27 protein-coding genes are annotated in these 22,917 nt (G+C 48.6%); 20 read left to right on the top strand and 7 right to left on the bottom strand.

The genetic code is table 11. The features are described 5' to 3' along the window. The first annotated feature begins 8 nt into the window (after positions 1-8). A complete protein-coding gene (locus tag OKC24_RS04295) occupies positions 9-500 on the top strand; it encodes a 2-thiouracil desulfurase family protein (RefSeq protein ID WP_130144308.1) in 492 nt (163 codons plus the stop codon). 79 nt (positions 501-579) lie between these two features. Here OKC24_RS04295 and OKC24_RS04290 read toward each other — a convergent pair whose 3' ends face one another. Then, positions 580-1,032 carry a YcgN family cysteine cluster protein gene (locus OKC24_RS04290; protein ID WP_130144307.1) on the bottom strand — a complete coding sequence of 151 codons (453 nt, stop codon included), beginning with the start codon at positions 1,030-1,032 and terminating at the stop codon, positions 580-582. 192 nt (positions 1,033-1,224) lie between these two features. Here OKC24_RS04290 and OKC24_RS04285 point away from each other — a divergent pair, with 192 nt between their 5' ends. Then, the gene (locus tag OKC24_RS04285) at positions 1,225-1,383 is read left to right on the top strand and encodes a DUF1328 domain-containing protein (RefSeq protein ID WP_005006601.1); all 159 of its coding nucleotides are present in this window, start codon (positions 1,225-1,227) and stop codon (positions 1,381-1,383) included. Positions 1,384-1,455: 72 nt separating this feature from the next. Here the strand turns inward: OKC24_RS04285 and murJ are convergent, their stop codons facing one another. After that, positions 1,456-3,006, bottom strand: a complete 1,551-nt coding sequence (gene murJ / locus OKC24_RS04280; protein WP_171458893.1) for a murein biosynthesis integral membrane protein MurJ — start codon at positions 3,004-3,006, stop codon at positions 1,456-1,458. A 77-nt stretch (positions 3,007-3,083) separates the two neighbouring features. Next, positions 3,084-3,656: a 1,6-anhydro-N-acetylmuramyl-L-alanine amidase AmpD gene (ampD, locus tag OKC24_RS04275; RefSeq protein WP_130144305.1), complete on the bottom strand. Its 573-nt coding sequence runs from the start codon at positions 3,654-3,656 to the stop codon at positions 3,084-3,086. Positions 3,657-3,834: 178 nt separating this feature from the next. On the opposite strand from ampD, the gene nadC reads away from it, so the two are divergent. Further along, the gene (gene nadC, locus OKC24_RS04270; RefSeq protein WP_265464837.1) at positions 3,835-4,680 is read left to right on the top strand and encodes a carboxylating nicotinate-nucleotide diphosphorylase; all 846 of its coding nucleotides are present in this window, start codon (positions 3,835-3,837) and stop codon (positions 4,678-4,680) included. 63 nt (positions 4,681-4,743) lie between these two features. Here the strand turns inward: nadC and OKC24_RS04265 are convergent, their stop codons facing one another. After that, positions 4,744-6,954, bottom strand: a complete 2,211-nt coding sequence (locus tag OKC24_RS04265; RefSeq protein WP_130144303.1) for a phosphocholine-specific phospholipase C — start codon at positions 6,952-6,954, stop codon at positions 4,744-4,746. Between the two features lie 33 nt (positions 6,955-6,987). Between OKC24_RS04265 and OKC24_RS04260 the strand changes: the two genes are divergently transcribed. Further along, entirely contained in the window at positions 6,988-7,239 is a 252-nt protein-coding gene (locus OKC24_RS04260; RefSeq protein WP_165499152.1) for a hypothetical protein, read from the top strand. A gap of 11 nt (positions 7,240-7,250) precedes the next feature. On the opposite strand, the gene rph is transcribed toward OKC24_RS04260, so the two are convergent. Then, the gene (gene rph / locus OKC24_RS04255) at positions 7,251-7,967 is read right to left on the bottom strand and encodes a ribonuclease PH (RefSeq protein ID WP_067670418.1); all 717 of its coding nucleotides are present in this window, start codon (positions 7,965-7,967) and stop codon (positions 7,251-7,253) included. 183 nt (positions 7,968-8,150) lie between these two features. Here rph and OKC24_RS04250 point away from each other — a divergent pair, with 183 nt between their 5' ends. Then, positions 8,151-8,834 (top strand): TetR family transcriptional regulator, encoded by a 684-nt coding sequence (locus OKC24_RS04250; RefSeq protein ID WP_265464836.1) that lies wholly within the window; start codon positions 8,151-8,153, stop codon positions 8,832-8,834. A gap of 56 nt (positions 8,835-8,890) precedes the next feature. Here the strand turns inward: OKC24_RS04250 and OKC24_RS04245 are convergent, their stop codons facing one another. Beyond that, a complete protein-coding gene (locus OKC24_RS04245; protein WP_005006582.1) occupies positions 8,891-9,508 on the bottom strand; it encodes a thiol:disulfide interchange protein DsbA/DsbL in 618 nt (205 codons plus the stop codon). Positions 9,509-9,690: 182 nt separating this feature from the next. On the opposite strand from OKC24_RS04245, the gene ubiG reads away from it, so the two are divergent. From ubiG to OKC24_RS04175, 14 genes are all read left to right on the top strand, one after another. Then, entirely contained in the window at positions 9,691-10,407 is a 717-nt protein-coding gene (ubiG, locus tag OKC24_RS04240) for a bifunctional 2-polyprenyl-6-hydroxyphenol methylase/3-demethylubiquinol 3-O-methyltransferase UbiG (RefSeq protein WP_265464835.1), read from the top strand. Then, the gene (locus OKC24_RS04235; RefSeq protein WP_265464834.1) at positions 10,404-11,111 is read left to right on the top strand and encodes an HAD family hydrolase; all 708 of its coding nucleotides are present in this window, start codon (positions 10,404-10,406) and stop codon (positions 11,109-11,111) included. Before ubiG ends, OKC24_RS04235 begins: the two co-directional genes overlap by 4 nt. A 49-nt stretch (positions 11,112-11,160) precedes the next feature. Further along, on the top strand, positions 11,161-11,907 hold the full coding sequence (locus OKC24_RS04230) for a YciK family oxidoreductase (RefSeq protein WP_265464833.1): 747 nt from the start codon (positions 11,161-11,163) through the stop codon (positions 11,905-11,907). Positions 11,908-12,049: 142 nt separating this feature from the next. Then, on the top strand, positions 12,050-12,469 hold the full coding sequence (locus OKC24_RS04225; RefSeq protein ID WP_130144297.1) for a hypothetical protein: 420 nt from the start codon (positions 12,050-12,052) through the stop codon (positions 12,467-12,469). A 190-nt stretch (positions 12,470-12,659) separates the two neighbouring features. Next, on the top strand, positions 12,660-12,815 hold the full coding sequence (locus tag OKC24_RS04220) for a hypothetical protein (protein ID WP_165381141.1): 156 nt from the start codon (positions 12,660-12,662) through the stop codon (positions 12,813-12,815). A 275-nt stretch (positions 12,816-13,090) separates the two neighbouring features. Next, positions 13,091-13,492: an RcnB family protein gene (locus tag OKC24_RS04215; protein ID WP_130144296.1), complete on the top strand. Its 402-nt coding sequence runs from the start codon at positions 13,091-13,093 to the stop codon at positions 13,490-13,492. A gap of 226 nt (positions 13,493-13,718) precedes the next feature. Next, the gene (locus OKC24_RS04210; RefSeq protein ID WP_130144295.1) at positions 13,719-14,090 is read left to right on the top strand and encodes an RcnB family protein; all 372 of its coding nucleotides are present in this window, start codon (positions 13,719-13,721) and stop codon (positions 14,088-14,090) included. A gap of 138 nt (positions 14,091-14,228) precedes the next feature. Continuing rightward, positions 14,229-15,581, top strand: a complete 1,353-nt coding sequence (gene argA / locus OKC24_RS04205; RefSeq protein WP_130144294.1) for an amino-acid N-acetyltransferase — start codon at positions 14,229-14,231, stop codon at positions 15,579-15,581. A 329-nt stretch (positions 15,582-15,910) separates the two neighbouring features. Further along, positions 15,911-16,858: a sulfonate ABC transporter substrate-binding protein gene (locus OKC24_RS04200; protein ID WP_130144293.1), complete on the top strand. Its 948-nt coding sequence runs from the start codon at positions 15,911-15,913 to the stop codon at positions 16,856-16,858. 31 nt (positions 16,859-16,889) lie between these two features. Next, entirely contained in the window at positions 16,890-17,882 is a 993-nt protein-coding gene (locus OKC24_RS04195) for an aliphatic sulfonate ABC transporter substrate-binding protein (RefSeq protein ID WP_130144292.1), read from the top strand. A 37-nt stretch (positions 17,883-17,919) separates the two neighbouring features. After that, a complete protein-coding gene (gene ssuD, locus OKC24_RS04190; protein ID WP_130144291.1) occupies positions 17,920-19,089 on the top strand; it encodes an FMNH2-dependent alkanesulfonate monooxygenase in 1,170 nt (389 codons plus the stop codon). After that, positions 19,089-19,904, top strand: coding sequence for an aliphatic sulfonate ABC transporter permease SsuC (ssuC, locus tag OKC24_RS04185; protein ID WP_130144290.1), 816 nt, complete (start codon positions 19,089-19,091; stop codon positions 19,902-19,904). Before ssuD ends, ssuC begins: the two co-directional genes overlap by 1 nt. 14 nt (positions 19,905-19,918) lie before the next feature. Next, on the top strand, positions 19,919-20,722 hold the full coding sequence (locus OKC24_RS04180; protein WP_130144289.1) for an ABC transporter ATP-binding protein: 804 nt from the start codon (positions 19,919-19,921) through the stop codon (positions 20,720-20,722). 371 nt (positions 20,723-21,093) lie between these two features. Beyond that, the gene (locus OKC24_RS04175; protein ID WP_130144288.1) at positions 21,094-21,714 is read left to right on the top strand and encodes a TetR family transcriptional regulator C-terminal domain-containing protein; all 621 of its coding nucleotides are present in this window, start codon (positions 21,094-21,096) and stop codon (positions 21,712-21,714) included. A 74-nt stretch (positions 21,715-21,788) separates the two neighbouring features. On the opposite strand, the gene OKC24_RS04170 is transcribed toward OKC24_RS04175, so the two are convergent. After that, positions 21,789-22,355 carry a 5'-methylthioadenosine/S-adenosylhomocysteine nucleosidase family protein gene (locus OKC24_RS04170; RefSeq protein ID WP_130144287.1) on the bottom strand — a complete coding sequence of 189 codons (567 nt, stop codon included), beginning with the start codon at positions 22,353-22,355 and terminating at the stop codon, positions 21,789-21,791. Positions 22,356-22,522: 167 nt separating this feature from the next. On the opposite strand from OKC24_RS04170, the gene OKC24_RS04165 reads away from it, so the two are divergent. Beyond that, positions 22,523-22,666, top strand: a complete 144-nt coding sequence (locus OKC24_RS04165) for a hypothetical protein (protein WP_171458874.1) — start codon at positions 22,523-22,525, stop codon at positions 22,664-22,666. Positions 22,667-22,917 lie beyond the last annotated feature (251 nt).

The following is a 22,917-nucleotide window of genomic DNA, read 5'->3' as shown; positions in this document are numbered from 1 at the left end:
AAGACAAAATGAAACCACCCGTATATTTAATCAGTGCCTGCCTAGCAGGACAGCCTGTGCGCTATGATGGCAAAGCCTATCAACATCAAGCCATTCAACAGCTGATTCAGCAGAATAGGGCGATTACTGCCTGTCCAGAAATGCTTGGCGGCTTGAGCTGCCCGCGTGAACCTGCAGAAATCAGAGGCGGCACTGCAGAAGATGTTTTGGCAGGTCGTGCTCAAATTATGACGGCTCAAAATTTAGATCTAAGCCAAGCATTCATTGATGGTGCTTATAAAACCTTGGCCTTAGCACAGAAAAATCATATCAAAATTGCTGTTTTAAAAGAAAATAGCCCGTCATGCGGACGCAACTTGATTTACGACGGCAGCTTCAGCAGCAGAAAGATAGCTGGTTCAGGCATTACAGCGGCCTTGCTGCAGCTGCATGGCTTTCAGGTCATCTCGGAACTGGAGTTCTTTGAATATTTAAATCAGCGCAGCGCTCATTTCAAATAATGTTGCGGCCTGCATTGCAAATGCATCCCCAATCAGGATGAAAAAAGCATAATTGAGACCTTCAAACCGCAGTGCATGCTTAGCGCACCCAGCGCACGATATAGTCGTCAATTTCATCTTCATCCACCTCTTTTTCGCTGATGCAGCGCCCTGCGGTAGATTTTCTCGCTTGAATAATGCTGTCACGGCTGCCGGTGTTTAAATAATGCCATGCAGGCAAACTTTTGCCTTCATTCAGGCGGCGGTAGGCGCAGCTCGCCGGCAGCCAGTAAATTTTCTGCAGCTTTTCAGGGGTCAGCTGAATACAGTCTGGAACAAACTGCAGGCGGTCTGCATAATTTGAACAATGCCCTGTAGCGCAGTCCAGCAATTGGCAAGCCACTTTGGTATACGCGACTTCCTGTGTTTCTTCGTCTTCCAGTTTGATTAGGCAGCACTTGCCGCAGCCATCGCACAGCGCTTCCCATTCGGCATGGGTCAGCTCAGATAAAGCGTAATTTTTCCAAAATTGCGGGCGAATGGCATCCGTCATGGTCTAAAATTCAGTCTAGGTCATCAGCGCAATTATAACAGCCTCCTCTCACTTTGGATTGCAGCTGCGCAATAGATACTTTTTCAATCAGCCGTCACAATCTATTCAAAAGTTCCCAACAAAAGCATAACAATGTGCAAAATTCAATCAACCTATACTGAAGATCAGAATAAAAACACATGGAGAAGTACGATGTTTCGTTGGGCTATTATATTTGCAGTGATCGCATTAATTGCGAGCCTGCTCGGATTTGGCGGCGTTGCAGGGCTATCTAAAGATTTTGCAGTGATCCTGCTGGTGATTGCGGTGATTCTTGCGATTGTTGGTTTCCTGTCACGCGGAAAGGTATAGCGTACTTCTGCAGTCACTATCAAAAAAATAAGCGCCGAATTCGGCGCTTATTTTCAGGATTGTCTCTGCTTTTTATGGGCGCAAATGGCGCGGCCTGAAGCCGGATGCAATTAATGCAATGCCATATGCAGCGATGCCAACAACACATAATCCAATCACTTCAGCGACGCGGATCCACTGCGACACTTCACCGTTATACCAAGTTAACCCGTACCAAAGCGTAGCAATCATGGCAATATTGGCCAAAGCAAACTGCAGCGCCAGTTTTTTCCAATGCGCGCCAAAACGGAAAATATTGCGTTTATGCAAATAGAAGTACAGCATGCCCGCATTCACCAGCGCAGAACCTGAAGACGCCAATGCCAGCGCCATATGCTCTGCATGCCAGTCAATCAGCTTAAAGAAGCCAATAAACACCACGTTTAAAATAGCATTGGCCGCTACTGCCATCAGGCCGACGCGTACCGGTGTTTTGGTGTCCTGCTGTGCATAAAAACCGGGCGCAAAGACTTTAATCAGCATGAATGAAATCACGCCTGCGCTCATGCACTGCAGCGCCAAAGCTGTCATTTGCGTATCTTCCAGAGTAAATTCACCGCGCTGGAACAGCGCCTGAATAATGGGCGTTGACAGCATAAATAAGGCGATGCTCGCTGGAATTCCGACTAACATAATCACGCGGGCCGCCCAGTCAATCATGCCGCGGAATTTGGCTTGATCCTGCTCTGCATGACGCGCCGACAGCGACGGCAAAATTACCGTGCCGATTGCGACCCCAATCAGGCCCAGCGGAAGTTCCGTCATGCGCTCGGCACTGTACAGCCAAGACACTGAGCCATCCTGCATAAACGATGCCCAAATGGTGTTCAGCAGCAGATTGATCTGAGTCACCGAAACACCGAACAGCGCCGGAAGCATCAGTTTCATGATGCGCTCTACGCCTTCATGCTTGAAATCCACTTTAGGCGGGATCAGCAGTTTTTTATTCCACAGTTCCGGAATCTGAATGGCCAGCTGTAAAATACCGGCGATCAGCACCGCCCAGCCCAAAGCCATAATCGGTTCGGCCATATACGGCGTCAGCCACACGGCTCCTGCAATCATCGCCAAATTCAGCAGAACTGGGGAGAAAGCCGGTGAAGTAAAGGAGCCATAGCTATTTAAAATACTGCTGGCAAAAGCTGTCAGCGACATAAACAGCAGATAGGGAATCGTCAGGCGGAACATGTCTGTCGCCAGCGCAAACTTCTCCGGATCATCATGGAAGCCTGGCGCATAGATATAGATGATCGCCGGCGCCGCCACCATCGCCACAAAGGTCAAAGCGCTCATAAAGGTGGTGAGGCAGCCGAATACCCGGCTGATCAGAATCTGCACTTCCGCATGGGTGCGGCCCGTTTTATATTCGGTCAGAACCGGAATAAAGGCCTGAGAAAATGCGCCTTCGGCAAACAGCCGCCGAAAGAAGTTCGGAATACGGAAAGCGACCACAAAGGTATCGAAATCTTTGCCTGCGCCAAATACATTCAGCAGCACAATATCGCGGACTAATCCCAAAATTCGGGACAGCATGGTCATTGCACTGACAATGACGGTCGATCGCCATAATGCCATCGTATTCACCTAATATTTTAATTGCCGCTATTGTAATGAAACTCTGGCTTAATTTTCATTGGTTAATTTAGAGCTAATGTTGTTATTTATTTATTTTTAAAATGGTGCAATTCCGCTCTGAACTTGGGCCAGTCGAAAAATGGGCCAGGATCCGTCTTGCGACCCGGCGCAATATCGGAATGTCCTGCCAAATGCTGCTGAATTTTTGGATAAGCCTGCTGCAGGCAGGCCGTAACCGCCGCTAGCGCCTGATACTGCGCCTCATCAAAGGGCAAGTCATCGCTGCCTTCCAGTTCAATGCCAATCGAATAGTCATTGCATTCTTTTTGTCCCAAATAACTGGAACGCCCTGCATGCCATGCGCGGTCTTTAAAATTGACAAACTGCAATACTTCACCGCTGCGTAAAATCAGCAAATGCGCAGAAACTTGCATGCCTTCAATGCTTTGAAAATATGGATGCTGTGACCAATCCAGCTGATTCTGAAAAAACTGCTCAATATAGCCGCCGCCAAATTGAGACGGCGGCAGGCTGATGTTATGCACCACCAGCAGCTGAATTTCGGTGTGTTCAGGGCGCTGATTATAATTTGGCGACGGCACTTGGCGCGCGCCGTCCAGTATGCCGTCACGCACCTGAAAGCTGGTTGTTTCGGACATAAATCCATCCTAATACGCTTCAAATAATGCTGGAAGCCAGCAAAGAGATGGTTCCCATGCTAAAACTTTCCTTGGCAAATCTCAATTCAACATTTCTGCTGTATGAAAGATCGCTCATTTTTCAGGAACAATGCTAATATAACGCGCAAATTTCTTGGGTTAATAGAGACGGAACTTTATGAGCATCTCTCAATCTTTGCTGGAACAATCCATTCAAATCAATATTCAGCAGGCGCTGCAGGAAGATATTGGCGATGGAGACATCACTGCCCTATTAACCCCTGAGGATGAGCAGGCTTCCGCCACAATCATCAGCCGTGAAGGCATGGTTCTTGCTGGCCAGCCATGGGTCAATGCCTTGATTCAGGCCTATGATCCATCTGTGCAGGTGACTTGGCTGAAAAATGACGGCGACCGCGTTGCACCGGATGAAGCGTTTCTGAAGCTGGCGGGTTCCGCGCGCAGCCTGCTGACCGTGGAGCGTTCTGCGCTGAACTTTGTGCAGACGCTGTCCGCTGTCGCAACCAAAACAGCGGATTATGTCAAACAGCTGGATGGCTTAAATACCAAACTGCTGGACACCCGAAAAACCTTGCCGGGCCTGCGTATTGCGCAAAAATATGCAGTTGCGGTCGGCGGCGGGCAAAACCACCGTTTGGGCCTATTTGATGCCTTTTTAATTAAAGAAAACCACATTATGGCAGCTGGCGGCATAGCTCAGGCCATTGCCAAAGCGCATAGCATTGCGCCGGGCAAACCCGTTGAAGTTGAAGTTGAAACTTGGGATGAGCTGAATCAAGCACTTGAAGCTCAAGCCGATATTGTCATGCTGGACAATTTTAGCCAGCAGCAAATGATTGATGCCGTAAAGCACGTTGCTGGGCGCTGTAAACTGGAAGCTTCAGGCAACATTACCATTGAAAACTTGCGTGAAGTGGCAAGCACTGGCGTAGACTATATTTCAATGGGTGTGCTGACCAAAGATGTAAAAGCAGTCGATTTATCCATGCGTTTTAATGGCTAAACCCCAAACAGAAATAAAAAAAGCGCCACTAAAGGCGCTTTTTTTAGGGCGCATCTCTGCCCTTTATTCAGCCCCCATAAAAGGATCTGAATAGCCATGTTTGCCTGTTTCAATCCGTCCCGCAAAACGGCGCTCAAAACTGCTGTCATTGTTCAGCGTCACGCTAAAATCATACCAGCCATGCACGCTTTGCATATCCAGCACCACTTCGCTTTCATTGGCAGCGCTTTGTATAGACCATGTTTTGCCATCTAAATAGGCATTGGCTTTTACCGTAATATCTGCACCCTGCTGCCCATCATGGCGAACTTTCAAAAAAATCCTCGGTGCGCATTCTTCCATACAGACTCGAATTTCTGGCAGCACCTGCAGCTGCGCTTTCTCATTCAAGTCGCCTTTGAATGCACGGTGAAAACCATTCGGCCCCAAAACCCATAAATCATACTGGCCGTTTTTCAGCGCCCAGTCATCTTCCAGCTGCTTGCCCGCTTGCACCATATAGCGGCGCGGCACAGCGCCTAAATCCAGCTGGTCATAGACATGAAACACGCCTGCCTGCCCGCCGGTATTCGAGAACAGCAGCTTCACCGCGCCTGCGCCTGCATTCACTTTCGCGCTGGCATGCAGCATATACGGCAGCGCACGTGATGGACGCAAGCCCGTTTCCTGTTTCGGTTTGGCCTGCAGCGCCGGCACCTGCACCTGACTGAGCTTTTCCTGATTGCTGCGGATGATATCCGCCTGTTCCTTGCTTTTGCTGCCGTCCAAGCTCGGCAGTGTGCCGGTATTTGGCGTTTTAAAATCAAAAGCAGACAGCAAATCACCGCAAACCGCACGGCGGTACGGGCTGATATTCGGTTCATTCACCCCAAAGCGCTGCTCTAAAAACTGGATAATTGAGGTATGGTCAAACACTTGTGAATTGACCCAGCCACCGCGGCTCCACGGCGAGATCACATACATCGGCACCCGCACACCCGGTCCATATACCCCATGCCAGAAATTCACATTTTCACCGTTTATAAATTCACGGCGCGGCTGCGCGGTCGAGCCTGCCACAGGCGGATGATTAAAATATTCATAAGACAGCTGTTCATCGCTCAGCGTGGTTTTGCCATGCACTTTCAGCACTTCACCGCTGGCGTTGATTTCCCGCGATGGCGCAGAAGGAGACGGCATATGGTCAAAAAAGCCGTCATTTTCATCAAAGTTCACCAGCAGCACGGTTTGGCTCCACAGTTCCGGCTGATCCGTCAATGCATTCAGCAGTTCCTGAATGTACCAAGCGCCCTGCACTGGGCTGGATGGCCCAGGATGCTCACTATAGGCTGCCGGCGCCACAATCCAGCTGACCTGCGGCAATTTGCCCGCAGCTAAATCCTGCTTAAACTGCCCCAGCAAACCGCCGTCGTTCGGCATGGTATTGGCAATGCCTTTGTACAGCGGCTCTTTGGCATCGAACGCTTCATCATACGCAGGGCAAATCGGTGCATCATGGCTGACTGGCTGGCCTGAACGCTCATTGGCGGCGCGGTACTGCTGAAAGCCCGCCAGCGGATTATCGGTAAAATTGTCCGGCATGTTTTGATAGACCTTCCAGCTGACGCCGGCCTGCTGCAAGCGCTCTGGATAGGTCGTCCAGTCATAGCCCACGGCAGAGCTGCCGATGCCGTCAAATTCATTCACCACGCTGGCTGTGCCTGAACCAGTCGGGCCGTTGGTTCCCGTCCAAATAAATTTGCGGTTTGGATTGGTGCCGGCGTGCATCGCGCAATGATAGGCATCGCATAGCGTAAAGGCATCGGCCAAAGCATACTGAAATTCAACTTCAGCTTTTTTGTAATAGCCCATTGACTGCGGATTTTTATGTTCAACCCAATTGCCCATGCGCCCGCAGTTCCATGCCGCCTGCCCGTCTTTCCAAGAATGCGGCGTGCCGCTGACGCGCTGCGCATTGCCCAAACGGCTGTCTAGATGATAGGGATAATACAGCTGATTATTTTTGCCATACTGCTGCCAGACTTTGCGCCCACCCGCCAGCGGAATGCCGAAGCGGTCGCCAAAGCCGCGCACGCCTTTCAGCATGCCGAAATAATTGTCAAAAGAGCGGTTTTCCTGCGTCAAAATCACCACATGCTTCACATCCTGCAAAGTCCCCGTTTCAACTTTGGCATCAATCGCCAAGGCTTTTTGAATGCTGAGCGGAAAACTGGCAAATGCGGCAGAGCCGAATAATGTTTTGGTCGAATTTATTAAAAAGTCACGGCGGTTCATTGTTCTATCCTGCTGTTTTTATTATGGGGCGCAATGCATTTTGCAATTGGGCTTCGGCGGCGTTGGCTGCCCGCTGGACACATCCTCATCATCGCCATTGCAGGCGCTCAGCAAAACAGCAGAACTCATGATGAGCAGCATCAAAAAAACGCGCATTTGTTAGATTCCTTAGAGTTGTATGCGCACATAGAAATAAAGCAGCAAAATGACAGGGCGGTGATGGTTTTATTTCAGCCCGGTGAAAAACAAAAAACGCACCCGAAGGTGCGTCTTTTTATTGAATAAAATCAGCAGGGTTACCAGCCTAAAGCATCCTGCTGTTTTTTGATGAGTTCCTGTATGCCTTTTTCAGCCAGTTCAAGCATTTCGTTGCATTGCGTACGGGTAAACGGCTTTTCTTCTGCTGTGCCTTGCACTTCAATAAATTCGCCCGCTTGCGTCATCACCACGTTTAAATCAGTCTGGCAGTTTGAATCTTCTTCATAGCACAGATCCAGCAGCGCTTCATCTTTAAAAATGCCGACAGACACTGCTGCCACTAAGCCTTTTAATGGGTCATGCTTAATTTTTTTCTTTTCCAGCAGCACATTCATGGCATCAATTAACGCCACCGCAGCGCCGGTAATCGATGCAGTACGGGTGCCGCCATCCGCTTGAATGACATCACAGTCAATGGTGATGGTGTTTTCACCCAGCTTTTTCAAATCGACCATCGCGCGCAGGCTGCGGCCAATCAGGCGCTGAATTTCCTGTGTGCGTCCGCTTTGCTTGCCGCGGGCAGCTTCACGGTCAGAGCGGGTATGCGTAGAGCGCGGCAGCATGCCGTATTCTGCAGTTACCCAGCCTTGGCCCTGGCCTTTTAAGAAACGCGGCACTGAATTTTCAATGCTGGCAGTGCAAAGAACTTTGGTATGACCGAATTCAACCAATACTGAGCCTTCCGCATAACGGGTGTAATTGCGGGTAATTTTTACTTCACGTAATTGATCTAAAGCACGCTGGTCGATACGCATGTTGAGCCCTTCTTCTGTCAAAAATTTATTGCGCCTAAGTATAGCAGAAGCTGCCTGAAAGATTGACGCGGCATTTACGGATTTACACCTCAGCCACGGCTGCCGGCCTGGCCGGCCCATGAGCGGCATCGTTTAAGGGCCTATTTTTTGCTAGACTGGCTGCATTCAGGAAAAGGTGCTTTTATGTCTTTACGCGATGAACGCAAGCAGCAAAGCCGTCAGGCCTTATTGGATGCCGCGCTCCTGCTCAGTGCATCTGGACGGGCGTTCAGCAGCATGAGCCTGCGTGAAATGACCCGCCATGCCGGCTTGGTGCCAGCCGCGTTTTACCGTCATTTTTCCAACATGGATCAGCTGGGGCTGGAACTGATTGATCAGGCGGCCCTGCATTTAAAAGGTGTGCTGCATCAGCTGGGGCAGGCCTATCTGTATCAGCCGAATGCCAAAACCAAAGTCAGCCTGGATATTTTTTTTCAAGCCGTTGCGCATCACCCCGAACCTTGGATTTTTTTAATTTCAGAGCGCTGGGGCGGTTCCGCGGCGCTGCGCCTAGCCATTGACCGAGAGATTCAGTATCTAATTGATGATTTAGCCAATGATCTGGGACGGATTAACACCATGCAGCAGATACAGCAGGCGCAAGACCGGCGCATGCTGGCGCAATTTCTCATTCAGCTGGCGTTGGATTGGGCCATGGGCTGGATTGAAATCAGCCGGCGCATTGAACCCGGCCAGCAGGCCGAACAGCGCGAAAATTTTAAAAGCCAAGCCCTGTTTCAAGTGCAGCTGCTGTTCCGCGGCATCTTAAATTGGGAAAGCGCGTCATCTGCTGAACATTTTCCCGCGCATCCAATCGATCAAGCCTAAAAAAACCCGCATGTATTGCGGGTTTTTCATTCAGCAGAAATTCATCATCAGGATGCTTATTTCGCTTTGCGTTCCTGTTCAATCAAATAGTTCAACACTTGTGTCACTTTTTGATCTTCACCCTGAATCACATATTTGCCATTTACTGTCACTGCCGGCACGCCAGTCAGCTGATAGCGCTTGGCTAAATCCTGCGCCTGAGCAATTTTAGAGGTGATTGGGAAGGACTTATAGGTGCTGTTGAATTTCGCTTCTGGAATGCCGAACTGAGTAAAGAACTTGGCGAAAGCAGGCTGTTCTAAAATATTTTGGCCATTGGCTTGAATTTCATGGAACAAAGTCAAATGCGTTTTTGGACGCACGCCCAAAGCTTCAGATACATAATAGGCGCGCGCGCCCTGCTCCCACAGCGGATTCATCGCTGCCGGCGTACGCACAAAACGCACATCTTTCGGCATTTGCTTCAGCCAGGCCTGCATATGCGGCTCCAGCTTGAAACAGTGCGGACAGCCGTACCAGAAGAACTCACGCACTTCAATTTTACCCGGCTTTTCAACAGCAACAGGAGTGGGAAGAACTGTGTAGTCTTTGCCTGCAACAAATTGCGCGGCCATGGCGCTGCCTGAAAAAGCAAAAAGAGCAGCGGCTGCACTGCTGAAAAGGAATTTTTTCATGAAGCTTATAATCCTCTGGAATCATTATGATTAGCTTATGCTCACACTATAAATCAAAACGGCCGGATTTCGTTTTCATTCTGTGAACTTTTTTATGGCTTTTATCGCTTTTTCCAGAATAAACGCTACACTAGCTTCCCATAGACTTTTTAAAATATAACGGCCTGCTTGAGGTGACTCTGATGTCTCAATTGAATGTTGACCCGCAAGAAATTGCCAAATTTGAAGCATTTGCTGCCATCTGGTGGGATCAGCATTCTGAGTTCCGCCCGCTGCACATGATTAACCCGCTGCGCCTCAACTGGATTGATGAGCATTCTGGCGGCATCAGCGGGAAAAAAGTGCTGGATGTCGGCTGCGGCGGCGGCATTTTAGCGGAAAGCATGGCGCGCCGCGGCGCAGATGTGCTGGGCATTGACATGGGTTTAGCGCCTTTGAATGTCGCGCGCCTGCATGCCGAGCAGGAAAATGTGCAAAACATTGAATACCGTCAAGTTCCTGTAGAACAATTAGCTGAAGAACAGGCGGGGCAGTATGACGTGGTGACCTGCATGGAAATGCTGGAACATGTGCCTGATCCGGCATCGATTATCCAAGCCTGCCAAAAACTGGTGAAACCGGGCGGCCATGTGTTTTTCTCGACTATTAACCGCAACCCTAAAGCCTATTTATTTGCCATTATCGGTGCGGAATATGTGCTGCGCATGCTGGCCAAAGGCACGCATGACTATCACAAATTCATTAAGCCTTCAGAACTGGCGCATGACATCCGCAGCGCCAATCTAAAACTCAAAGACATGACCGGCCTGCATTACAATCCGCTGACCAAGCGCTACTGGCTGGCGCCAAATGTCGATGTGAACTACATGGTGCACACCGTGAATGAAGGTGCCGAATGAAAGCGGTCCTGTTTGATTTAGACGGCACACTGATTGATACCGCAGCGGATTTTATCCGCATTCTGCAGGACATGTGCCGCAAAAAAGGCTGCGCCGTGGTGGATGCCGACCTTATCCGCACCCAAGTCTCGGAAGGCGCCCGCGCCATGGTCCAGCTGGTTTATCCTGAACTGGATGCCGAAGACCCGGTCTTTTTGGCGCACCGCCAGCGCTTTTTAGATTTATATGGCGCCGATATTGCGGTTGATACCGACCTGTTTGACGGCATGTATCCGCTGCTGGAAGAACTGGAAAGCCATCAGGTTCCTTGGGGTATTGTCACCAATAAACCGCGCTGGCTCAGTGAATCGCTGCTGCAGGCGCTGAATTTAACAGCGCGCTGTTCGGTTTTGGTTTGCCCTGAAGATGTCAGTAAAACCAAGCCTGACCCGGAACCGATGTATCTGGCCGCAAAAGCCATCAATCTGGATGCTAGAGACTGCATTTATGTCGGCGACCATCCGCGTGACATTGATGCGGGACGCCATGCGGATATGTATACCATTTTGGCAGCCTACGGCTATTTACCGCTGCAGTACAAAGATGACTTAACAGCGTGGCGCGCAGATTGTATAGTGAATAATGTAGAACAATTGCATCAGGCGGTTCGCCAGCTGGTGATTGCGCCGCTCAAAGCAAAAATGCTGACTTCCGAACAGCTATAACAACAGCACAAAACCATCGTGCAAGCACAATAAAACGAGGAGGCTTAACATGAAATACTCAGAATATCAGCCTCGCCCAGATCTGCTGAAAGATCGCATCATCCTGATTACCGGTGCGGGCGACGGTATTGGCCGCGCAGCGGCCATCAGTTATGCGCTGCATGGCGCAACAGTGGTATTGCATGGGCGTACATTGAATAAGCTGGAAGTAATTTATGATGAAATTGAAGGCTTGGGCGCTCCACAGCCAGCAATTTTGCCATTGCAGCTGTCCAGCGCCTCTTCTCGCGATTATGAATTGCTGGTCGATACCCTAGAACGCCAATTTGGCCGTTTGGACGGTATTTTGCACAATGCTGGCATATTAGGAGAACGCACTGAGCTTGCTCATTATCCTGTCGATGTTTGGGATGATGTGATGGCGGTGAATTTGCGTGCGCCTTTTATTTTGACGCAAGAATTAATGCCGCTGCTGCAAAAATCACAGAATGCTTCTGTTGTTTTTGCAAGCTCAGGTGTTGGGCGTGAAGCGCGCGAGCGCTGGGGCGCTTACTCTGTGTCTAAAATTGCCATTGAAGCCGTCAGTACGCTGTTTGCTAAAGAAAACACCCATCCGAATATCCGCTACAACTGCATTAATCCAGGCGCCACCCGTACCGCCATGCGCGCCAAAGCCTATCCGGACGAAGATCCAAAAACCTTGCGGACACCAGAGCAAATCATGCCCGCCTACTTATATTTGATGGGTGATGACAGCCTGCAGATGAATGGTCAAAGCATCGATGCGCAAGACTAAAAAACAGATGTGAAACGATTAAAAAAGGAGGCGCTGGCTTCCTTTTTTATTGCGGGCATTTTCCCTCATGCCAAAGCGGCCTTGAAATTCTATGCAATATGCGGATACTTAGTGCCAAATATTTTGAAGCATTGAGAGCGTCATGTCTGACTTGAGCAATATTACCGTAACCCCGACTGAAGACGGCATGATCAGCCTGCTGATTGACGGCCAGCCGCTGTCTGAAAAATACGGTATGAAGTTTGACCCCAGCATTGCAGAAGAATTGAAGGCGCTCAGTACCGGCCAAAGTGTCAAACTGTTTGAACAATTTATCTTTTCGCATACAGACCTCAACTTTGAACATGCCTACAGCTACACCTTAGGCATCATCAAAGATGCTGAAGGCTACAAAGCAGCTAAAAACTTTGTCTATAAAATTACTGCTTCTGGCCAGCAGCCCATGGAACACATCATTAGCAAACAAGGCGAACCAATGAGCGCGGATGATGTGCGTGAATTTATTCAAGCACATTTGGCTAAATCACTCAGCGACTACACCGACCTCAACTACGCTTATTAAGCGCTGGGCTGTACCGCCACAGATGATTCAAAGGCTTATTTCGATAAGCCTTTGCTTTTTATGCAATAGGCATTTAAATGCATAAATCGTTATTTTAGATTATTTTTATAAAATTATTCGGTTTTATAGATTTAAAATTCTCTTTTATGCTTTCCTCGAACAAACAGCAAAGCTGCACAGGGAGACTAAAATGGCTGATCTGCACCGTAAACACGAAACTATCCGTTCAATTGAATCATTACAGCTAACGCATAATTTAATTGACGCTCTGGACAATGCCGCAGAAGCAGAATCTGTAGCTGCCGCAGTCTGCTCTTTAATTCGTTTGACTGAGCAGTGGAATTAAAAACAAACCCTGCCGTGAAGCTTCTAATCAACATAGCGCACAGCAATGCGCTGTTCATAAGGCCCGATCCACAATAAAATTCTACACAGCGCTTGCATCTGACTAAACTTTGCCGAAAAATAAGCAGCTGAACGATAAAACTGCAACATTGAAAATATAATATTCGTATTTTCTGCATTTTATTTAAAAAATTCGCCAACTATCTTCACAGTTTCTCTGCATTTTTTGCGTACAGTAGCTGTAATGAAAATAAATTGTTCCTATGAGGATTCAACATGAAAAAGATTTGGGCTGTACTAGCTATTTCTTTCAGTGCTTTGATGACCAGCAGTCTAAGCATTGCTGCGCCTCACTTTGATCAAGACCGCGGTTACGACCATCCACGGAATTTTAATCAAGGCAAACCAGGCCGTGACTTTCGTGGCGATGATGATGATGACCGTATGCAAAATAACCGCCGCATGCGTGAAGAGCGCGGTGTACAGCGCCTGCAGCAGCACAAATGGCAAACGGGTTATGTCATGCCGCAGCATTACCGCGGAGACGGCTATAAAGTCGATTACCGCGACTATGACTTGCCAAAACCAAGCCGCAACCAGCAATGGTATAAAATCAATAATGACTATATTTTGATTAACTCTGAAAACAACAGCATTCAGCGTATTCTCGGTTTATAAATACCGTTTAAATGTCTGTTTATCAGCCCAGATTGATCTGGGCTTTTTTATGCCTTTGATTTCTTCAAATCCGTAGTATAAAAAGCATTCAGCCCAGTTACACGGCTTCGCTTTTTCTCCATAAAGTACACAATTCCACTCAATTGCCCTCACGCTTTCTCTGCTCTTTCCCGTTAATTTGAAGACATCGAAACAAAGATGCTTCAGCAGAATTAAGGTAACCGCAATGAAAAAAGTTCTTACTGCAACCGTATTGGCTTTAACTGGATTAATTGCAGCTTCCGCAATGGCCGCGCCAGACTACCGCAATGATGACCGCCGCTATTCATACGCTTACGGCCAAAATCATCAAGATCAGCGTTTTGATCATAACCGCTATGACCAGCAGCGCTGGAATGACAGCCGTGTAAACCCGAGCCGCCAATGGCGTGTCGGCCAAACCCTGCCGCACAGCTTTGACTCATCACGCTACAAAGTCAGTGACCGTGAAGCGCGCCGCTTGCCTAATACAGGACGCTATCAGCAATGGTACAAAGTAAATGGTGACTATGTGCTGGTGAATGAACGCTCTAACCGCATTCTGCGCATTCTGGGATAATCGCGCTGTAAATAAATCCCTTCCTGCAAACACCTGAAGCCCCCGTTCAGGTGTTTTTTTTTATCTAAAACATAATTCTTCTGTCAGCCTGCCGATTTTTGATTAGAATCTAAAAGACATTTCGATTTTGAGATCAGCATGCAGATGAATCCGATAGAACCAACAGACAGCACAACTTTGCAATATGTGCACTGGTTTCGGCATTCTGCACCCTATATCAATGCCCACCGCGGTAAAACTTTTGTCCTCATGTTTGACGGCGAAGCGGTGCAGCATGAAAACTTTCAGCATATTATTCATGATATTGCGCTGCTGCATTCTTTAGGCATCCGGCTGATTCTGGTGCATGGCGCACGTCCGCAGATTAATCAGAACTTAAAAGCCAGCCAGCTGCAGACGCCGTTCCACAATCACCGCCGCATCACCACACGTGAATCCTTAGGCGCGGTCATGAGCGCTTCCGGCTCGATCCGCCTGCAAATTGAAGCCCTGCTCTCTATGGGACTGGCCAATTCCCCCATGTACGGCGCGCGCATTGATGTCGTTTCGGGCAACCTGATTACCGCCAAACCCTATGGCATTCGCGACGGCATTGATTTTCAGCTGTCCGGCGAAGTCCGTTCAGTGGATACCGATGCCATTCAGCGCCATTTAAACAGTCAAAATATTGTATTGCTTGGCCCAACAGGCTATTCCACAACTGGCGAAGTATTTAATCTGCTGGCTGAAGAAGTCGCCACCAAAACAGCCATCAGCCTGAAAGCGGACAAATTAATTTTTTTAGGCAAGCAGCATGGCCTGCTGAATGAGCATGGGCAATTGCAGCGTGAAGTCGCGCCGCATCAGCTGGACCGTCATATTCTGCAGTATCAGGATTCCAATCCGGATATTGCGCTGCATCTGCAGGGCGCAAAGACTGCCTCGCTGCAGGGTGTGCACCGTGTGCATCTGATTTCTTATGCTTACGACGGCGCGCTGGTCGAAGAGCTGTTTACCCGCGATGGTTCCGGCACCATGATCACCGATGCGCACTATGAAGAAGTGCGCACGGCCAACATTCAGGATGTCGGCGGCCTGATCAGCCTGCTGCGCCCGCTGGAAGAAGAAGGCATTTTGGTCTACCGCTCACGGGAGCGCTTGGAAAATGAAATCGATCAATTTGCAGTGATTGAACGCGACGGCACCATTTTAGCCTGTGCGGCCCTATACCCGATTCCAACCGCTGAAGGCGAATTGCGTTCCGCAGAAATTGCCTGCGTTGCTGTGCATCCGAGTTACCGAAAATCCAACCGCGGCAGCCAGATTCTGCATTACTTAGAAGAAAAAGCCCGCACTCTGGGCATTCAGCAGCTGTTTATTTTGACGACACGGACCGCACACTGGTTCTTAGAGCAGGGCTTTGAACAGGCCAGCGTCGATGAACTGCCCAATGCAAGGCAAGCGCTGTACAATTATCAGCGCAGCTCTATGGTGTGCAAGAAACCGCTTTAATGCGGTTTTTTAATGCCTGCATAGCTAAATTTTAAATATGCTTATGCTAAAAAATTCAGCAAGAAAAAAAAATCATATCCGCCCTCGGCTGACTCTCGCGGTTTCTATTTATGATTTTAAGAATTTATATATATTTTTCATTAATTTATAAATTCATATCCATCTCAGTTCCCAGCTTGATAATGCTTAAAAACACATAAGCTTTGCACTTTTTGATTTATCTTTTTTATTCATGATAAATGAATTTTTTCTTATTTTTTCCGAAAAAGAAAAATCATTACCGTATTCCCTGTCAAATCATGAATATTTTCAGTCAGGAATACACCGCCATGAGCATTTACCGCACAAAATTTTGGGTTCTGTCTTCAGTTGCGGCTGTGATGATGCTCACTGGCTGCTCCAAACAAGAAGCCGAACAAGCCGTGACCTTAAATATCGGCTATCAAAAATATGGCATGCTGCCAATTTTAAAAGAGCGCGGCGTATTGGAAAAAGCGCTGAAAAAACAAAATGTCAGCGTGAAATGGGTCGAGTTCCCTGCCGGCCCGCAGCTGCTGGAAGGCTTAAATGTCGGCAGCGTGGTCTTTGGTGAATCAGGTGAAGCGCCGCCGATTTTTGCACAGGCCGCCAATTCAAATTTAGTCTATGTGGCGAATCAGCCGGCGGCGCCCAAAGCTGAAGCGCTGATTGTGCAGAAAGATTCCAAGATTCAGTCCGTAGCCGATTTAAAAGGTAAGCGTGTGGTCCTGAATAAAGGCTCAAATGTGCATTATCTGCTGCTGAAAGTACTGGAAGCCCACGGTTTAAAACTCAGCGATATTGAAGTGGTTTATCTTCCGCCTTCTGATGCCCGCGCCGCCTTTGAAAAAGGCGCAGTGGATGCATGGGTGATTTGGGATCCGTTCCTGTCTGCGGCAGAACATCAAATTGGCGCCCGGGTGCTTGCCGATGGTGAGAAGCTGGTTAACAACTACCAATTCTATCTGGCAGACCGCAAATTTGCCGAAGCGCATCCGCAAGTGATTCAAGCCGTGGTCAACGAACTGAACCTTTCAACGCAATGGGTGGAAGCACATCAGGACGAAGCGGCCCAATTGCTGGAAAAGCCAACAGGGCTGGATTTTAAAGTACTGAAAACTTCAATTTCACGCATGGGCTTTGGCGTCACCCCTTTAGCGCCAGAAATCATCAAGCATCAGCAGCAAGTGGCTGACGCTTTCTTCGAACAAAAATTAATTCCGCAAAAGCTCAATATAGATGCGGCCATTATTAAATAACGATCTATTTATAAAATAAGCAGGCATTACGATGAAGCGCATTCAAACAATAACCTCCGTTGGACTTGTCGCGCTGAGCCTTGCGCTCAGCGCCTGCCAAAAAGAGCAAGCTGTGCAAAAACCGGATACCGAAACAGCTTCTCAAGATGAAATCAAAAAAGTTTCGATAGGCTTTCAAAAGTCCTCTCTGACGCTGCTGGTGGCGCGTGACGAAAAATTCATTGAACAGCAATTCCCGCATGCTGAAGTAGAGTGGAAAGAGTTTCCTGCCGGCCCGCAGCTGCTGGAAGCGCTGGCTGTCGGCGCTGTTGATTATGGCGCTGTCGGCAATACCCCGCCTATTTTTGCGCAAGCGGCAGGCAAAGACCTGAATTATGCGGGCTATGAAGTCTATGGCGATCAAAGCTTGGCGCTGGTGGTTCCGCCTCAAAGCCCCATTCAAAACATCAGCCAGTTAAAAGGCAAACGCATTGCCCTGCAAAAAGGCTCCAATGCGCATGAATTCCTCTCCAAAATTTTAGCTAAAGCAGGCTTAAAGTGGACAGATATTCAGCCCATTTGGCTGCCGCCTGCCGATGCCCGCGCAGCCTTTGATAAAAAGTCCGTGGACGCGTGGGCGATTTGGGACCCATTCCTTGCAGCGGCAGAGGTTCAAGGCCATGCCCGCGTGATTACCCAAACCGGTGATTTTGACAAGACCTATGCCTTTTATGTCGCCAATCCTAAATTTATCTCAGCGCATCCAAATGCCGCATCACGCATTTTAAAAGCCCTGAATCAATCGGATCAGTGGATTGTCAGCCATCAGCAAGTGGCGCTGGGCATCTACCAGAAAAACACAGGCTTAGCGCCTGAAGTCGCAAAAAAAGCCTTTGAACGCCGCGTTAAGCCCGCACCGATTAATCCATTAAGCCCTGAAGTCATTCAGGCGCAGCAAAACATTGCCGATGAGTTTCAGAAACTGGGACTGATCCCCGGCAAACTTGAAATCCAGCTGATTGTCTGGACACCTCCTACACATTGATCACCGAGCAAGATCATTTTAATTTAAGGAACTTCACATGAAAATTTTCTGGTTTATCCCGACACATGGCGACAGCCGCTACTTAGGCACAAGCAAAGGCGCTCGCACAGTTGATCACGCCTATATGAAGCAGATTGCAGTTGCCGTTGATAACCTGGGCTATGAAGGCGTGCTGATTCCAACGGGACGTTCATGTGAAGATCCTTGGCTGACCGCGGCCAGCCTGATTGATGCAACCAAACGCTTAAAATTCTTAGTTGCGCTGCGCCCTGGCGTGACCACTCCAGCTTTAGCTGCACGCATGGCGGCAACCTTTGACCGCCTATCCAACGGCCGCGTACTGCTGAATTTAGTCACCGGCGGCGATGAAAAAGAACTGCAGGGTGACGGGGTTTATGAAGACCATGCAACCCGTTATAAAACAGCCAATGAATACGTCAAAATCTGGCGTGAAATTTTAAGCCGTTCGCATACTGGGGAAAGCTTTACTTTTCATGGCGAACGCTTAAGCGTCGATGATGCAAAACTATTGTACCCGCCTATTCAGCAGCCGTATCCGCCGCTATGGTTCGGCGGTTCATCTGATGACGCCATTGAGCTGGCCACTTCGCAGGTCGACACCTACCTGACTTGGGGCGAGCCGCCAGCAGCAGTCAAGGAAAAAATTGCGGCGGTGAAAGCCAAAGCCGAAGCCAAAGGCCGTGAACTGAATTACGGTATCCGCCTACACGTGATTGTGCGTGAAACCACTGAAGAAGCATGGCAAGCGGCAGATGAGCTGATCCAATATGTGGATGATGCGACCATTGCAGCGGCACAAGCCAAATTCAAAACCATGGACTCCGTTGGGCAGCGCCGCATGGCCGAACTGCATAATGGCGACCGCAGCAAACTCGAAGTATCACCAAATCTTTGGGCGGGCGTAGGCCTTGTCCGCGGCGGTGCAGGCACGGCATTAGTCGGCGACCCAGAAACTGTTGCGGCCCGCATTCAGGAATATGCAGATTTAGGCATCAGCACCTTTATTTTCTCAGGCTATCCGCATTTGGAAGAATCGATCCGCTTTGCAGAGCTGGTCTTCCCGCTGCTGCCGCTGGAAACACAGAAGAAACTGGCGCAGCCAAACCTGACTGGCCCATTCGGCGAGATTGTCGCCAACAACTACACGCCGGATGAAAACAAGAAGAAAATTAAGGAGCCGGCTTAATGTCCAAAACAGTTTCGGCTGAAACCCTGCAGGAAAAGCGGGTTTCACGTGGAACACAGTTCGGGCAGCGCTTGCTGCCTTGGCTGTTTCCAATTGCACTCATCTTGATCTGGCAAATTGCCTCTGCCACAGGCCTACTGCAAAGCCGGATCCTGCCTGCACCCAGCGCTGTGGTCACTGCATTTTGGCATTTGCTCGTCAGCGGCGAGCTTTGGCGCCATGTCAAAGTCAGCGCCGGACGCGCCTTAATGGGCTTATTGGTTGGCGGCGGCTTAGGCCTGTTTCTTGGCCTGCTGAATGGCTCTTCCAAAATTGCCTCCAATTTGCTGGATACTACCCTGCAGATGATCCGCAACATCCCAGCGCTGGCGCTGATTCCACTGGTCATTTTATGGTTTGGCATTGATGAAAGCGCCAAGCTGTTTTTGGTCGCAATCGGCGTTTTCTTTCCCATTTACATCAATACCTACCATGGCATCCGCTCAGTCGATCCGCAGCTGATTGAAATGGGCAAAAGCTATGGCTTAAACCGCTGGCAGCTGTATAAAGAAATTATTCTGCCTGGCGCTATGCCTTCCATCCTGGTCGGCCTGCGTTTTTCACTGGGCTTGGTTTGGGTGCTGTTGATTGTGGCTGAAACGATTTCAGCACAGGCGGGTATCGGCTATATGACCATGAATGCCCGTGAATTTCTGCAGACGGACATCGTTCTTGTCGGCATTCTGCTGTACGCCCTGCTGGGCAAACTGGCGGACGTGCTGGCAGTCGCTTTAGAAAGATACCTGCTGCGCTGGCATTCAGGCTATCAAAAGTAATCAAGGAGCATGAAATGACTGATTTAAGCCTAGGCCGTCATGCCGGCGGCAATACGGCGCCAATCGCCCCTGCAGCAGATATCAACCCGCACGCGGTGCTGGGCGCTGAAATTATTATCGAACAGCTGCATAAATTTTACGGCAGCGTCAAAGTACTGGAAGATTTAGACCTGCACATTCAGCCAGGCGAGTTTTTAGCGATTGTCGGCCGCAGCGGCTGCGGAAAAAGCACCCTGCTCCGCCTCATTGCGGACTTGGAAAAACAAAGCTACGGTGAAATTAAGTTCAAATCAGCACGGCATATCCGCGAAGGCATCAGCGCTGACGACATCCGCGTAATGTTTCAGGATCCGCGCCTGCTGCCATGGCGCAGCATTGAGCAGAATGTGCAGTTAGGCTTGCCAAAGGATGCGCATAGCAATGCTTCCGCCATGCTGGAAAAAGTCGGCTTGAAAGAAAAAGCTGGCCTGTGGCCATCTCAGCTCTCTGGCGGTCAGCGCCAGCGGACGGCGCTGGCCCGCGCCCTTTCGCATAAGCCGCGCATTTTGCTGCTGGACGAGCCGCTCGGCGCACTGGATGCGCTGACCCGTTTAGACATGCAAAATCTGATTGAAAAGCTGTGGACGGAGCAAGGCTTTACCGCCATTTTGGTGACACATGATGTCAGTGAAGCGGTACAGCTTGCAGACCGAATTATCTTGCTGGATAAAGGCCATATCGCTTCGCAATTCGACGTTAAGCTTCCACGTCCACGCAAAAAAAATATCGACTTTTCAGAACTTGAACAGCGAGTCTTAAATGCCGTTTTAGCCACCTAAAATTGGCCCAGCCTAAAAAATGCATGATCAATGGTTCGTGCATTTTTTCAAATCAATGGATCTCAAATCCATTATGCCGACGGATAACCTTTGAATCAGAGAAATGACTATGAATACAGGCTATCCGCACGTTTAAAGTGCTTGAGAATCTCAGTTTTCTTATCTGATTATTTTTAAATCCACAGAATACATCTCAATTTTCAATCTACATTTTCTAATTTGATTTAATTCCAAATATCATCATGATTTTAAATGGCAATCTAAAAAATAAATCACCATAAGTCATAAAATTACAAGCTTTGGTTATGCACAAATCTGATGATTTGCCGTACAATTGCCTATTCCCCTTTTTTTCATGTTTTAGAGTGCTAATGGAACAAAAAAAGAGTACACAAAAACGGCATCAGCTGTTAAATGCTGCGCTGGACGTTTTTTCCCTATACGGTTTTAATGGCGCCAGCCTAGACGAAATCGCGCAAATTGCAGAAATGCATAAATCCAATATTTTCTATTATTATGAAAATAAAGAAGCGCTGTACGTTGAGGTTTTGACGACAGTGCTGCAAAAATGGCTTGCGCCGCTGCAAACACTGGAAGCCGAATTAGAACCCGAAGAGGCCATCACCAACTATTTGATGCAGAAGATTGAAGTTTCGCGTACACAGCCTAAAGCTTCCCGTTTATTTGCACTGGAAGTCATTCAAGGCGCGCCGCATATTCTTGAAATTCTAAAAGGGCCGTTAAAGAAATTAGTCAAGCGTAAAGCCAAAGTCATTGCGATGTGGCAAGAGCAAGGCAAAATTTCAAAAGAAATTGACCCGGAATTGTTTATTCTGAATATTTGGGCCATTACCCAAAACTATGCAGATTTTGCAACGCAAATGGAAATGGTGACCGGCAAAACCTTGCGTAACCGCAGCATGGTGCAGCGCGTAATTCAGCATACAGTGCATATGATGCTTTACGGCGCAATTCCTCGCAGCGAAAAATAATTTCTGCCCCATGCAGAAATTTGGCATACGGCCATAGTTGATCTATGGCCGCCGAATTCTTTTTTATTAAGCTTTTATTTTACCATCTGATAAAGTTCAAGCAATTTTCTGGCGCCCAGCAGCAAATTTTCTTCCCAATCTAAATGCGCAGTCTCATTCGCGCCATCGGTAATATATTTTACGGATACCAAGCGCACTCCAAGCTTCTTGCAGACCTTGGCAATCGCATAGCCTTCCATATCCACTAAATTGCACGGCACTTTGGGCTGGCCAATTTCAAAACTGTCCCCTGTCCCGCAAATGCCTGCCGGCAAATGCTGAAAATAGCTGTCTAAGCGGATTTCTGCAGGATGATCATCATCCATCGGCGTCACGCCAACAGCAAAACCCAGCGGCGACACATCCATATCGCGCTGCACAAACTGTGTAACTTCGACCAGCGCATGTGCATCAAAGTGCGAACTGCCTGCCGTGCCTAGATTAAGCAAGACCTTGCAGCCGGTTTTTTGGATCACCTCAAAGGCTTTAAAGGCCGCATTCACTTTACCGATACCGCTGTAATGCACCTCAATGCCTGCCTGTTCAAATAAACCTTTAGACTCATTGGGCAGCGCCATCATTAAGGCAAATTCCTGGGTCATATGCATCTCCGCTTCTGTATTGCATGCGTATAGCATAAATACGTAAAGCCTGCCTTAATTGATTCACTCTTTATCATTCGGCGAGATTTTAAATTGCATAGGGCGCTTGCCCAAAATCGATGCCGTCACAGGCTGATCATTGCGCAGCGATTGAATGATTTTTTCCAGTGCAATTTCTCCATATCACCGCGCATATTCTGCTGATCTGTGATTGGCATGCCTTCCAAACCTTTGCGGCAGGCCACAGCGCCTTTAACATCAAGCGCGGAATCGGAAATTTGCAGCTGCAGGCATATACCCGCGACTCATAAGCGCCTGCTGACGTAATCAAACTGTTAAATACCATGCCGGACGGGTCGCCCCCATGATATTTGACCGAGGTGATACTCGGCGCAATATAACTGTCATTTGATGCGGTAAAGCTTCAGTAGTGGCATCGACCTGTTTGCCCAGCTCTGAACGGAACCAGCCCTCATGCACAAAAGAGTGTGCGTTACATGCATAATATTTTGCGCTGCCGCGCCCATCTCTCCCTCATAATAGCAGCCAACCATATTATAGC

This window comes from Acinetobacter entericus (assembly GCF_026168575.1).
Lineage (GTDB): Bacteria > Pseudomonadota > Gammaproteobacteria > Pseudomonadales > Moraxellaceae > Acinetobacter > Acinetobacter bouvetii.
The sequence above is the reverse complement of the archived record's forward strand: the minus strand, read 5'-3'. Positions and strand labels throughout refer to the sequence as shown.